The following is a 12421-nucleotide window of genomic DNA, read 5'->3' as shown; positions in this document are numbered from 1 at the left end:
CGCCTTGGCACGACGTCAGTGCAGTAGCTGCCAGGCCCGGGGGATAGGGACGGGAAGGAGCTGCCCGCGCCGCCGGAAGCCCAACTTTTGGAGTACCGAGGATACACAGCCGGCAACGGCGGCATCCGGCAGCATCATTTCCTGCCCAATCTGGCGGTTGGTCAGTCCGCGCGCCATGAGGGCCAGCGCCCTTCGCTCCGTCTGCGTCATGGCTTTCAGCCAGGGAGCCGAAGCTGTCGCATACAGATTCCCGGCCACCCTTTCCCTGACGTCCCGCCCGATCGGGGGTATTCCTGCCGCTGTGCTGCGAATGCAATCGAGCAGATAGTTGTGGTCCCCGACCCGCTTGATCACGTAGCCTGAGGCCCCCGCCAATACCGCTGCCCGCACGGCATGCTGCTCATCCCAACTGGTCAGGATCAGGCACTTCACGTCGGGGGCGGCGGAGCGGAGCTCTCGGCACACTTCGATGCCCGTACCATCCGGCAGCCTGTCGTCCAGCACCGCGATGTCCGGCTGCAGGATGTGGATGAGATGGATGGCTTCGGCTGCTGATCCGCTGTCGCCCACCATCTCGAACCCATGATGTTCAAGCAGATCGCTGAGGCCCTGCCGGACCATTTTATGGTCGTTCAGGATGAAGACGCGGATGGGAAGGGCAGGGGACCGGGCCCCGTCCGCAAATGCTGCTGGTGTATCCATGAAGACGCTCTCATCGAATAGATGCCCTCCCCGGCTGCCACTTTGTGCTGCCGCCCCGTTCGAAAGGAACTCCAGTAAATCATCCGGCACTTAGGGCCACTCAATTCCCAGTGCCGTTCCGGCAGAAGCGGGAATCTCCCGCGTTATGCCGCAGACCGGACACGTGGTGCTGTGGTCCGGTCCCTTCACCCACCGGTGGGACTCCTCCAGCCGGTACTCATACCGGCCGCCAAGCTGCTGGAGCCGGTTAAGCGCCACGCTTGCTGTCTCCCATGAACTCCACCGCCCCACCACGGCGCCGTTGTCCTTGGAAATGACATTGCATCCGCCGTCGCCGAGCTCGCTGTCGTAGCCCTCCGGCGGTTCGTCGCCGTGTACTGCTTTGTATTCGTCTGCGCTGGCCATCGCCTTCATCTCCCATCGCGCCGGCTCAGGCAGCCCTCTGCTGCGGGCGGAGGAAGTCTTCCAGCGCCTCGAAGGTGGCCACCCCGTCCTCGAAGGCAGGGTTCCGGTGCGGGTGGAGGCGGTGCAACAGCCCGCCGTTGTATTGCGGGCGGCGCCGCGCCGTGCTTACTGCACGGCCGGCGTACTCAAGGTCTCCCGGATGGCGCGGCAACGCCTTGGTGACGCACTGGATGGAGGTCAAGGCGACAGCAAGGATGTTGGCGTCCATCTGCCGCCCCAGGGTTCGGTGGTTCCGCAGTTCGCTGGCGTACCCGTCCCACACCTCACGGGCGGCGATGCGCGCTACCTCGGTGCGGGCCTCCTGTTCCGACAGTCCCCGCTCCATGAGGTCCTCGTAGAGGCATTCAAACCGGTTGCGAAGATCCTGGGCCTTCCCGGACGCCTCGCTTCCGGCAGTCGTCGCTGCGGACTTGAAGTTGGAAGGGTGCAGGAGCATCGCCCTGCGGCGCGCGGCTTCGACCTGCGACAGGGGAATGGAACGGAAGGTGAGGATGTCAGCGGACATGCCGGTCCTTTCAAAATCCAGCCAGCGTGCAGGGTGTGCCTGCGCAACGGGGCAACGACTTTGCCGCCACCGAACGGTGCTCACTGGGGTCTTCTGGGGGATGCCGTTCCGGCCTCGCTGCGTGAGGACCCGGATGGCGCTTTTACAAGCATGCCAAGCAACCTGAATCCGGCTATAGGGCTGAAAGTCCTGACTCCGGCAGGACGTGCCGCTTTCTGCAGGCAGGAGAGAGGCGGGGGCTTTGTGCCCTGTTTCCGGTTCCAGCCCGGTCCTAGCCTGAACCTATGAAGCGCGGCGTGCGGCTGCGTGCGGATTCGGGAGGCACACGGTGAAATCGGCAAACGCAAGCATCATTGCCGGGGTTGTCCTCATTGCGCTGGGTGTCCTGCTGCTGCTGGACAGGCTGGGCGTTATGGACACCGCCGCTTTTGTGGCCCCGCTCATCTTCGCGGCCGTCGGGGTCCTGTTCCTGTCCCTGTTCGTCCGCCGCCGGGAGAACTGGTGGGCGGCCATCCCCGGGTCTGTGTTCCTGGGCCTGTCGGCGGTCATCATCACTACCCAGCTCACGGGCGGCGCCTGGGGCGCGGCCTTCCTGTTCCTCTTCATGGGGGCCGGGTTTGCAGCCGTGTTCCTGCGGGAGCCGGGTAACTGGTGGGCCCTGATCCCGTCGGGCGTCATGTTCACCCTGGCGGCCATTGTGGCCCTCCCGCAGGAACTGCAGGGCACCCCTACTGCCGCCATCCTCTTCCTGGGCCTGGCGGCCACCTTCGGGGTGCTTTCACTGGTTCCCGTGCGCGTCGATGAGGCCAGCGACCATACCGAAAGGATGAAATGGCCGCTGATCCCGGCCGGGATCCTCACGGTGATGGGGCTGATCTTTGTCCTCCAGGCCACGGCCCTGCTGATTCCTGCCGACTTTGCTTTCCCCGCCGTGATGATCCTGGCCGGAGCCGCGCTGGTGGTGTACGCCTACCTCGCCCACCGCGACGGGCGGCAGAAGTCGCACGGCCCCGGACCCCGGGCAAGCTGAAGGACCCCCAGGCCAAGCGGCACCGCCTCCATCCCGCGAGATGGCAGTTACCGGCAATCCCGCGGGCCGATACTGCCGTTAAGTGCCACTTCGCGGCAGGGACGAAGCCAGCAGCGTGCCCCACAGGTGCCAGAGCATCCCGGCGAACGTGGCCAGGAAGGCCGCGACCGCCAGCCACAGTTCGATCCGGCCAATGGCTGCCACCAGCGGCAGCTGGTCCGCGCGGCCCAGGTAGATCCCCGCGACGGCGTACATGCCCAGGGGAAAGATGACGCTCCACAGTCCCGGCTCGTAGGACAACGGCACCTTGTGCACCACGTGCCGCCACCAGCCGGCGGCGAGCAGCACAGGGAAGAGCCACGAGGCGAAGGACCAGAACACCACGGAGGCGCCGGCCACCAGCCCCCGCGTGGCATCCACCATGGGCGCGCCGGCCATTTCCACGATCCGGGCTCCGGCCAGCACGCTGATGGCCATGGCGCCCATGGCAACGAAGTATTGCGGGCGCAGATCCTGCGGCCGGATGGGGTAGGTCATCAGCCGGAGTGAGACGAAGATTCCCACTGCGGCATACAGGATGAGCCCTACGGACCAGGCCACGACGGCGACGAGGGCCAGGGCGGCGCGCCAGTCCGGGGCGGCGAGGGGCTCTATGGACGCGGCCGCCACCGCGACGGACTGGCTGGCCACGCACCAAATGAACCATGAGCCGTTCGCGTCCTTGACCACCGGCCGCTCGGACCTGCCCAGCACCGCCGTCCACGGCACGACGTAGCCGAGCACCACCCAGGCGAGCACCGCAACCACCAGGAGGACCGCCGTCGTGCCCTGCCATCCCGCCATGCCCAGACGCGTCCCCAGCACGTTGGTCCCGGCGATGAACGTGAAGAAGCCAAAGGCCCGGCCGGGATCCAGGAAGTCGCCGCGCATGTCCTCCGGGAACCGGGCCAGGCGGACAAGGCTGAGCACGAGGATCACCAGGTAGGAGAGCACGCACACCGCCAGCAGGGCCAGTGAGAGGACGTGGAACCCTTCGAGTTCAAGCCCCACGGAGATAATGCCGCTGGCCATGGTGAGCGCGAAGTAGCCCGGAGTCAGGGTGCGTACCGCCTGGAGCGCGCGGGATCCGAAGGAGTGCCGGGCGTCTGTGGCGGTGTCCATGGACCAAGCTTAGGACCGGCAAATCCTCCGGTGTGGAGGGCGGCTCAGCGTGCCCCGGCCTGTGCTTCCGCCTTCGCCTTGATCCCGGCCAGTTCTTCTGCCTGGCTGCGCTCCGACAGCTTAATGACCAGGGCGTCCACGGCGGCGTCGGCTATATTCCGGGGAACCACATCGGAGCGCATGCTGAGCCGGGTCCCGCCGTCCTCCGGCGCCACCTCGATCTTGAAGACGGGACCCAGCGCCGCCTTGGACGTGAAGTACTTGTTGGCTACGTACTCGGTGTATTCGTGCGTGGTCTTCAAGGGTATGCCAAAGACTTTCCACGCCGCGTGGAAGGTGGTCCCCACGCCCTCGGGGGTGGTCTTGAGTTCGGAGATCTGCACGTTAGGGCCCAGCCAGACCCGGGGATCCTTCACGACGTCGAACACCACGTCCACGGGCGCGGCGATCATGATGCTGTCTTTCCACGTCAACGTCTGGCTGAACTTTGCCTCGCTTGCCTCCGGGACCGTCTTTTTCCCGGTCTCCACCATGCTCTTGACGTTGGCCACCATGCCCTGGATGTCGTCTTCGGTCAGCCGCACGAACAGTGCTTGGGCGGGGACCCGCACCAGGGGCGCTTCGATCTCCAGGGCGGACTCAACGGTCAGTTCGGTTCCGCTGCCGCTGAGCGGTTCCAGGGAGAAAGTGATGACCGGTCCCACGGACGCTTTGGAGACGATGCGCTTGTTGGGCACTACGTCCCGGTATTCGTGGGTGACATGCATGGGGACGGCCCACACCCTGGCGGACCAGCGTGCCGACGTGCCCACGCCGTCGGGTTTGATGTCCAGTTGGGTGACGTCGCTGTCTCCCGGGAAAGCCTTCATCCAGTTCGTGGGGTCGCTGAGGAAGGTGAACACGGTGTCCACCGGGGCTTTGATCACGGTGCTTTGAAGGATGTTCCTGGTCATGATGTCTCTCCTTTCCGCCGTGCGCGGGTTCCTGCGCTGGCAGTTCCAGTGCAGTCCGCGGACGGATACCGAACCAGAGGATAAGGTCCCAGCCGGGAGTCAGGGGCCCCCGTCACCCCGGGCCCAGTGCTCCCTCAGCAGCGCCGCGACCCGCTCCGGTTCCGCCCGGTGCGGAGGATCGAAGTGGTGGCGGTCCGGGAAGACTTCAAGCCGGAAGTCGGGGAACACACGGGAAAGCCGGGCCGCGTTGTCGCCCTGTTCGTCGGGGATGCTCATGCCGCCCAGCACAAACAGCACGGGTTTGGCGAAGGCAGCCAGGCTTTCCCGGGCAAGGTCATACCGGTTGAAGCCCTGCAGGAAGGCGCTGATCCCTGCCGGGCGCTTGGCCATCCACGATGGCGGCGGGCCGGGCGGGGGAGACGGCAGGACGGCGTCGGGCTTCACCTGCAGCCTGGTAAAGGACCGCATGAAGTCGTCCGGCGGGAGGCCCTGCAATTCCCCGTATCGCTGCCACAACCTGGTGTGCTCCGGGCTCCAGTCCCAGTTTCCTGCCCACGCCGGCTCCAGGAGGGCCAGGCTCCGGAGCCGCTCCGGGTGCGTGGCGGTGAGCGCCAGAGCAGCGGCGCCGCCGCCGGAGTACCCGAGCAGGTGGAAGGTGTCCCAGCCGCGGGCATCGGCCTCGCGAAGCACGCCGTCCGCCTCGGTGTCCAGGCTCCAGTCCGGCGGCGGGGCGTCCGTGGCGTAGAGCTCCAGGTCCTTGGCGACGGCGTCCACATCCGGGGCCAGAACCTCCAGCAGCCTGCCGTATGCCGGCCCGGCAGGGAGGACGCTGCCCGGCAGCAGGACCACTCGGAACGGTGTCACGGCGAAGCCTTGCGGGCCCTAGGCTCCTTGGGCTCTTTGGCCGGCAGGGAGGCGACGTAAGCCAAGGCCTTCTCCGCCCACGCCCGCGCCCGGGTTTCGTCGCCGTCGCCTTCTTCATTCCAGACCTCAGGCAACCCCGTGTACCCGCCCATGGGGCGTTCGGCCGGCCCGAACGGCACGGTCCGCTCCGATGACTCCAGCAGTTCCTTGTCCTCCCGGGAGAGCTTCACTCCAATGGTGGGACCGAACAGGCCGGCGAACATGTTGCCGTTGACGAACGCGCCGAGGTTGCCGAACATCGGTTTCACCACCACACCCGGATGGTCCGGGACCACGCGCCGGAACCGCTCTTTTTCTTCCTCGGTCGCCTTGGGCATCTCCATGGCTTCATCTCCCGGTGGCAGGGTTTTTGGCAGGATCTGGATGCAGGATATGCCCGTTTGCCGGTGCGGTCGAGGGACGGTTCGGCATAGCTGGACTGCGCAATTGATGCCCGTCTGAGCAGGTCAAACTTGCCGGGCGGGTGCTATACCTGACCATAGGCAACTAAATCTTTTGGCTGCCTGCACAGGGCGGATTCCGAGGATCCCGGGATTTCCCGGAGGCTGGAGGCAACGGTGCTGAACACGCCAGCCCCGGCTGCCAGCTTCCCGGCCCGGGCCGCCAAACTCCTGTCCCTCGCCGTCCTTAGCCTCGCTGTCCTGACCGGCTGCAGCGGGGGCGCCAGCCAGTCCGTGTCCACGGCTGTGAAGGACAGCTCCTCCGCGGTCGCCACGGCCCGGATCGTCCTGCGGCAGGACATGGACGGAAAACTGACGAAGGCCGCCGCCTCCACCAGCCTTGAGGATGAGCTCAAGGAGGTTCAGACCAGCCGGAGCACGGTCCTGAAGCTGTCGCCGGCCTCGCAGGAGGACCGTGACCTGCAAAAGCAGGTGCTGGATGTGCTGGACCAGTGCGCGGCCGGTTTCGCCACGGCGCGCGCAGCATTGGCAGCGAACGACGGCGGCACCCCCTCCCTTTCCCACGGTGACAAGGCGCTCGCGGACGCGCAGGACGCCCTCAAGCAGCTCGGAGACAAGGTGGGGTCAAAGTGAAGCGGCTCCTCGGCGTCGCGCTTGGGATCCTGACCGCCATCGGCGGATTTGTGGACATCGGGGACCTGGTGACCAACGCGGTGGTGGGTTCCCGCTTTGGCCTGTCGTTGGTGTGGGTCGTGGTGGTTGGCGTGGTGGGGATCGTCCTCTTCGCCAACATGTCCGGCCGGGTGGCGGCGGTGTCCGGCCGGGCCACGTTTGAGGTGATCCGTGAGCGGCTGGGTCCGCGGGCCGGGCTGGCCAACCTGTCGGCGTCGTTCCTCATCAACTTGATGACGGTGACTGCCGAGATCGGTGGCGTTGCCCTGGCCTTGCAGCTTGCCAGCAGCGTGTACTACCTGCTGTGGATTCCCGTGGCCGCGGTGGCGGTGTGGCTGGTGATCTGGCGGGTTCGGTTCTCCATCATGGAGAACGTCACGGGCCTGCTGGGGCTGACCCTCGTCATTTTCGCGGTGGCGGTGTTCCTGCTCAAACCGGACTGGGGGTCACTGGCGGGGCAGGTCCTTGCGCCCAGCGTGCCGCAGCAGGAAACCGTGTGGTCCTACAGTTACTACGCCATTGCGCTGTTCGGGGCGGCCATGACGCCGTACGAGGTGTTCTTCTTTTCCTCCGGCGCCGTGGAGGAAAAGTGGGGTGTGAAAGACCTGGCCCAGTCCCGGATCAACGTCCTGATCGGGTTCCCGCTGGGTGGCCTGCTGTCCATCTCCATTGCTGTCTGCGCTGCCTTGGTTTTACTGCCCGCCGGGATCTCGGTGACCTCGCTTTCCCAGGTGATCCTGCCCGTGGCCGAGGGCGCCGGGAAACTCGGGCTGGCCTTCGTCCTGGTGGGCATCGTGGCCGCGACCTTCGGCGCCGCCCTGGAAACCACGCTCTCCAGCGGCTACACCCTGGCCCAGTTCTTCGGCTGGTCCTGGGGCAAATTCCGCCGCCCGGCAGAGGCGGCCCGGTTCCACCTGTCCATGATTGTGTGCCTGCTGGTCGGCATCGGCGTGCTGGCCACTGGCGTCGACCCCGTCCTGGTGACCGAATACTCCGTGGTGTTCTCCGCGATCGCCCTGCCCCTGACCTATCTGCCCATCCTCATCGTGGCCAACGATCCCCAGTACATGCGCGAGCACGTGAACGGGCGGGCTGTGAACGCGCTGGGGATGGTCTACCTGGTAATCATCCTGGTGGCCTCGATCGCCGCCATTCCCCTCATGATCGTGACAGGAGCAGGCTCATGACGTCCGCGCCCGCCCCGCTGCCCAAGGTCCCGCACGTGGCCGGCCGCATCCTGGATGCCCAGCTGCACCTCATGGACCGCCAAGTGTTGGATCACGACGGCGTCCCGGTCACCACCGTGGATGACCTTGAGGTGAGCGGGCCTGCTTTGGATGAGGACATAGAGCCGGGGTCTCCTGCTCCGGTCCTCAACGCCCTGCTGACGGGATCGGTCCTGGGGACGCGCATCTTCGGCGGCAGGCCGCCGTCGTCCCGGCTGATCCGCATCCCGTGGAAGGACGTGGCGGAGGTGGGCGTCGTGGTGAAGCTTGGCGTCAAGGGTGAGCCGCTGGACGCCAGCTGGGTGGAGCGGTGGGTCCGGGACAAGATCATCGCGCGCATCCCGGGAGGCCGCCATGATCCTCGGTGACCTGCTGGGCACCCCGGTGCTGGATGCCGACGGCGGGCGGCTGGGCCGCGTTGCCGACGTCCGGTTTGTGCTGGCCGGGACGCCGCACCAGCTGATGGCCGAGCCGCGGCTGCTGGGACTGATCGTGGGCCCGCACAGCGCAGCGTCCTTCCTGGGCTACGAACGGAACGGCCTCACCCGGCCGCACCTGATTGCCCGGTTCCTCCGGTGGCGGCACCGTGGGTCCTTTCTGGTCCTGTGGGAGGACGTTGCCCAGGTGGGCGCCCGCTCCGTGCGGCTCCGTCCCGGATTCACCCGTTACAGCGCGGCCCTTGAAAACGGCGAGCAGGCGTAATCCGGGCCTGAACAGGTATGCAATTAGGGATGTGCGCAATCTCCTGTAGTGTTGAACCTGTTGTTGTGTTTATGCAGTTGGTAGTTCAGGCAGTACGCGCGGTCGAAAGTCCGTGTTCTTCTGAAGTAGCGGTTTTTGAACACCCCACGCCGGAGGGCCCGAAAGTCGGGACATCCCCTCCACCTTCACGAAGGACAAAATAAATGGCTACTGGTACCGTCAAATGGTTTAACGCTGAAAAGGGCTTCGGCTTCATCTCCCCGGACGACTCCTCGCAGGACGTGTTCGCACACTACTCCGCGATCAACTCCTCCGGCTTCCGCTCCCTCGAAGAGAACCAGAAGGTTTCCTTCGACACCGAGCAGGGCCCCAAGGGTCCCCAGGCCACCAACATCCAGGCTCTCTAATTTCCTAGGGATCCGGGACCGTTAGGTTTCTCAAAAGCAGGGCTTGCCGAATTTCGGCAGGTCCTGCTTTTTGTTAACCCACGTGTGCTGGAAGTTCCGGGTTTCCGTGCCCGGTTGGAGCGTTTGCTCCAACCGGGCACGCCGGCACTGGCAGCCTTCCGGTGCGGACAGGCCTAGGCGCCGGCCGGCTCCCCGGGCTGACCTGCTGCGGACGACCGGCCCGGGTGGGGATGGCCCAGTGCGCTCGATCCGGAAGCCGGAGAGAGGCCCAGGCGCCTGACAACCTCGGCGGCTTCCTCAGCGGGAGTCCGCCCCACGTCCACCACGATGGTGTTTTCATCCGGTCCCGGCGGCTCAAGGGTGGCGATCTGCGAATCCAGCAGTGACGGGGGCATGTAGTGGTCCATCCGTGCCGTCAGCCGCCGGCCGATCTGTTCCTTGGAGCCGGACAAATGCACGAAAACGACGTTCTTCTCGCGGAGCCGGTCCCTGTAGATCTTCTTCAGCGCAGAGCAGGTGATGATGCCCGGTATTCCAGCCATCGTATGCTCAATGATCCACGAGGCGATGGTGTCCAGCCAGGGCCAGCGGTCTTCGTCCGTCAGGGGGATCCCGGAGGCCATCTTTGCCACGTTTTCCGCTGGGTGCAGGTCGTCGCCTTCCTCCAGATCCCAGCCGAGCTGGCCCGCAAGGATGCCTGCCACCGTCGACTTGCCTGACCCGGACACGCCCATGATGACGAGAACCGGCTGCTGGACGGACTCGGGGGTGGGTGCGGCGTCCATCAAGGGATCACCACTGAGAGGATCATGACCAGGGCGAATCCGACCACGGAGATGAGGGTTTCCATGACGGACCACGTTTTGAATGTCTGGCCTACGCTCAGGCCAAAGAGTTCCTTGACCAGCCAGAAACCGGCGTCGTTCACGTGGGAGAGGAACAAGGAACCGGCGCCGACAGCGAGGACCAGCAGGCCTGCGTGGCCGGGGGAGAGGCTTGCCGCCAGGGGCGCAACAATGCCTGCCGCCGTCACCGTTGCCACGGTGGCTGAACCGGTTGCGAGCCGGATTGCGACCGCGATGAGGAAGCCCAGGACCAGGACGGAGATGTTGGCTCCGGTGGCCCACTTGGCAACGGCATCGCCCACTCCGGCTCCGATGAGGGTCTGCTTGAAACCGCCACCTGCACCCACGATCAGGATCACCGCGGCGATGGGGCCCACCGACGCGCCGATCTTGCTTCCGATCTTGGTGCCGGTGAAGCCGACGGCGTAGCCGAACGTCACCAGGGCCAGCAGGACTGCGAGGGTCATGGCCACCAGCGGTTCCCCGATGAAGTCAAAGAAGACGCGGGCCGCGCTGGGGTTCTTGGAGTTGGGGTCAACGATGTCCACTACCGCCTTGAGGAGCATCAGCACCACAGGGAAGACGATGGTCAGCAGTGTCACGAGGAAGGTCGGCTGGCGCTTAACGTCGGGGTCGGCCTGGGTATGTTCGGTGTCGATGCCGCCGGCCACCTTGGGTGCATCCACCGGCACCCAGCGCGCGGCGTAGATGGCGAACAGTGGACCGCAGATGATGACGGTGGGGATTGCGATCAGGAGTCCGAGGGCCAGGGTGATGCCCAGCGGGGCGTTGAGGCTGGAGATGGCCACGAGCGGACCGGGGTGCGGCGGGACCAGGCCGTGCAGGACCGAGAGGCCTGCGAGGGCGGGAATGGCAACGCGCATCAGCTTCCGGCCGGAGCGCTGGGCCACCAGGACGATGACAGGAAGCAGCAGCACAAGGCCGATTTCGAAGAACATCGGCAAACCGATGATGACGGCCACCAGTGCCATGGCCCAGGGCAGGACTTTCGGGGAGACTTTGCCAAGCAGGGTGTCCACCACCCGGTTGGCGCCCCCGGAGTCTGCCAACAGTTTGCCCAGCATGGCGCCGAGCGCGATCAGCAGGCCAACTTCTTTCAGCGTGCCACCGACGCCGTCTTCGAAGTTGCTGATGACCTTGCCCAGTTCGACCCCGGAGGCGAGGCCAACAAACGCCGATCCAAGGACCAGCGACAGGAACGGGTGGAGTTTGAGTTTGACGATCAGGAAAACGATCAGCGCAATGCCGATGGCAGCGACCACGACCAGTTGCGTATCGTGTCCGTTCCACGGCTCTGTGGCGGCGGGAAGGAGAAGGGATTGCATGTTGCTTCCTCGATGTGGGGTACGGCCGCCAACGAAACTGGTGGCGTGCCGTAATAAGTATGACGTATGACACCACCGTACTGAATATGTCCTACTTATATGAAGTCCGCGTCACGCTGGAGCTGCTCCCGCGCCAGCTGGAAGACGAACTGCGGGCGCCGTGACGGGGCGGCTGTGGGAACACTGGCCGCCCCGCCGTCGTTATGCCCCATGGTGCGCCACGCCGGTGCGCCGCCCGCCGACCAAAGGACACCCCTTGACTCCTCGCACCATCGTGATCACCGGCGCCAGCGACGGCATCGGAGCTGCAGCGGCACGGACGCTGGCCAAGGCAGGGGAGCAGGTGGTCGTCGTCGGCCGGTCAGCGGAAAAGACCCGCGCCTTGGCCGGAGACATCGGCGCGGACCACTACCTGGCCGACTTCGCGGACCTTGCACAGGTCCGCGACCTCGCGGAAAAACTGAAGGCCAACTACTCCCGCATCGATGTCCTGGCCAACAACGCCGGCGGCATCATGGGCAAGCGCGCCCTCACTGTGGATGGCAACGAATCCACGTTCCAGGTCAACCACCTGGCGCCGTTCCTGCTCACCACGCTCCTCATGGACACGCTCACTGCCAGCAACGCGAAGGTGATCAACACCTCCAGCGCCGCCAACAACTTCGGCAAGCTGGACCTGTTCGATCTCACGGCCGAGCACGGCTACAGCACCAACCGCGCCTACGGCACCGGCAAGCTGGCCAACATCTTGTTTACCTCCGAGCTGCACCGCCGCTTCCACGAACAAGGGATTACGACGGCGGCGTTCCACCCCGGCGTGGTCCGCACCAACTTCGCGGCGGAGTCTTCAAGCCCGTTCCGACACGTGTACACAACGTTGCTGAACCGCTTCATGCTCAGCCCGGACCAGGGTGCCGACACCATGCTGTGGCTCATCAACGGCACCGCCGGCACGGACTGGATCTCCGGCGCCTACTACGCCAAGCGCGCCCTGGCCAAGGCCAACCCCCAGGCGTACGACGCCGTGCTGGCGCGCGGCCTGTGGGAAAAGAGCGCGGAACTGGTCAGGGCGTTTGCCTGAC

Annotated in this window: 16 protein-coding genes; 7 read left to right on the top strand and 9 right to left on the bottom strand. The window is 65.7% G+C overall.

Annotated features, from left to right (window positions below):
- Positions 1 to 15: 15 nt before the first annotated feature.
- The 3 genes from FBY30_RS01020 to FBY30_RS01010 form a co-directional block, all read right to left on the bottom strand.
- A complete protein-coding gene (locus tag FBY30_RS01020; RefSeq protein WP_142130774.1) occupies positions 16 to 702 on the bottom strand; it encodes a response regulator transcription factor in 687 nt (228 codons plus the stop codon).
- A 90-nt stretch (positions 703 to 792) separates the two neighbouring features.
- On the bottom strand, positions 793 to 1107 hold the full coding sequence (locus FBY30_RS01015) for a hypothetical protein (protein WP_142130773.1): 315 nt from the start codon (positions 1105 to 1107) through the stop codon (positions 793 to 795).
- A 25-nt stretch (positions 1108 to 1132) separates the two neighbouring features.
- Positions 1133 to 1672, bottom strand: coding sequence for a hypothetical protein (locus FBY30_RS01010; RefSeq protein ID WP_142130772.1), 540 nt, complete (start codon positions 1670 to 1672; stop codon positions 1133 to 1135).
- A 328-nt stretch (positions 1673 to 2000) separates the two neighbouring features.
- Between FBY30_RS01010 and FBY30_RS01005 the strand changes: the two genes are divergently transcribed.
- On the top strand, positions 2001 to 2702 hold the full coding sequence (locus tag FBY30_RS01005; protein ID WP_142130771.1) for a hypothetical protein: 702 nt from the start codon (positions 2001 to 2003) through the stop codon (positions 2700 to 2702).
- A 78-nt stretch (positions 2703 to 2780) separates the two neighbouring features.
- Here FBY30_RS01005 and FBY30_RS01000 read toward each other — a convergent pair whose 3' ends face one another.
- The 4 genes from FBY30_RS01000 to FBY30_RS00985 all read right to left on the bottom strand — a co-directional run bounded on the left by FBY30_RS01000 (position 2781) and on the right by FBY30_RS00985 (position 6063).
- The gene (locus tag FBY30_RS01000; RefSeq protein ID WP_142130770.1) at positions 2781 to 3863 is read right to left on the bottom strand and encodes a tellurite resistance/C4-dicarboxylate transporter family protein; all 1083 of its coding nucleotides are present in this window, start codon (positions 3861 to 3863) and stop codon (positions 2781 to 2783) included.
- Positions 3864 to 3907: 44 nt separating this feature from the next.
- Positions 3908 to 4816: an SRPBCC family protein gene (locus tag FBY30_RS00995; protein ID WP_142130769.1), complete on the bottom strand. Its 909-nt coding sequence runs from the start codon at positions 4814 to 4816 to the stop codon at positions 3908 to 3910.
- Positions 4817 to 4915: 99 nt separating this feature from the next.
- Positions 4916 to 5680 carry an alpha/beta fold hydrolase gene (locus tag FBY30_RS00990; RefSeq protein WP_142130768.1) on the bottom strand — a complete coding sequence of 255 codons (765 nt, stop codon included), beginning with the start codon at positions 5678 to 5680 and terminating at the stop codon, positions 4916 to 4918.
- On the bottom strand, positions 5677 to 6063 hold the full coding sequence (locus FBY30_RS00985) for a TfoX/Sxy family protein (protein ID WP_142130767.1): 387 nt from the start codon (positions 6061 to 6063) through the stop codon (positions 5677 to 5679). The genes FBY30_RS00990 and FBY30_RS00985 overlap by 4 nt, the downstream gene beginning before the upstream one ends.
- Before the next feature lie 234 nt (positions 6064 to 6297).
- Here FBY30_RS00985 and FBY30_RS00980 point away from each other — a divergent pair, with 234 nt between their 5' ends.
- The 5 genes from FBY30_RS00980 to FBY30_RS00960 all read left to right on the top strand — a co-directional run bounded on the left by FBY30_RS00980 (position 6298) and on the right by FBY30_RS00960 (position 9148).
- Positions 6298 to 6774: a hypothetical protein gene (locus FBY30_RS00980; RefSeq protein WP_142130766.1), complete on the top strand. Its 477-nt coding sequence runs from the start codon at positions 6298 to 6300 to the stop codon at positions 6772 to 6774.
- The gene (locus FBY30_RS00975; RefSeq protein ID WP_142130765.1) at positions 6771 to 8000 is read left to right on the top strand and encodes an Nramp family divalent metal transporter; all 1230 of its coding nucleotides are present in this window, start codon (positions 6771 to 6773) and stop codon (positions 7998 to 8000) included. Before FBY30_RS00980 ends, FBY30_RS00975 begins: the two co-directional genes overlap by 4 nt.
- Positions 7997 to 8407, top strand: coding sequence for a hypothetical protein (locus tag FBY30_RS00970; protein WP_142130764.1), 411 nt, complete (start codon positions 7997 to 7999; stop codon positions 8405 to 8407). The genes FBY30_RS00975 and FBY30_RS00970 overlap by 4 nt, the downstream gene beginning before the upstream one ends.
- A complete protein-coding gene (locus FBY30_RS00965) occupies positions 8394 to 8741 on the top strand; it encodes a PRC-barrel domain-containing protein (RefSeq protein WP_142130763.1) in 348 nt (115 codons plus the stop codon). The genes FBY30_RS00970 and FBY30_RS00965 overlap by 14 nt, the downstream gene beginning before the upstream one ends.
- A gap of 203 nt (positions 8742 to 8944) precedes the next feature.
- Positions 8945 to 9148 (top strand): cold-shock protein, encoded by a 204-nt coding sequence (locus tag FBY30_RS00960; RefSeq protein ID WP_015936345.1) that lies wholly within the window; start codon positions 8945 to 8947, stop codon positions 9146 to 9148.
- A gap of 173 nt (positions 9149 to 9321) precedes the next feature.
- On the opposite strand, the gene FBY30_RS00955 is transcribed toward FBY30_RS00960, so the two are convergent.
- On the bottom strand, positions 9322 to 9933 hold the full coding sequence (locus FBY30_RS00955) for a gluconokinase (RefSeq protein WP_142130762.1): 612 nt from the start codon (positions 9931 to 9933) through the stop codon (positions 9322 to 9324).
- Positions 9933 to 11339, bottom strand: coding sequence for a GntT/GntP/DsdX family permease (locus FBY30_RS00950; RefSeq protein ID WP_142130761.1), 1407 nt, complete (start codon positions 11337 to 11339; stop codon positions 9933 to 9935). The genes FBY30_RS00955 and FBY30_RS00950 overlap by 1 nt, the downstream gene beginning before the upstream one ends.
- A gap of 256 nt (positions 11340 to 11595) precedes the next feature.
- Between FBY30_RS00950 and FBY30_RS00945 the strand changes: the two genes are divergently transcribed.
- A complete protein-coding gene (locus FBY30_RS00945) occupies positions 11596 to 12420 on the top strand; it encodes an SDR family NAD(P)-dependent oxidoreductase (RefSeq protein WP_142130760.1) in 825 nt (274 codons plus the stop codon).
- The last annotated feature ends 1 nt before the right edge of the window (position 12421 follow it).

Source organism: Arthrobacter sp. SLBN-83, assembly GCF_006715285.1.
Lineage (GTDB): Bacteria > Actinomycetota > Actinomycetes > Actinomycetales > Micrococcaceae > Arthrobacter.
The sequence above is the reverse complement of the archived record's forward strand: the minus strand, read 5'-3'. Positions and strand labels throughout refer to the sequence as shown.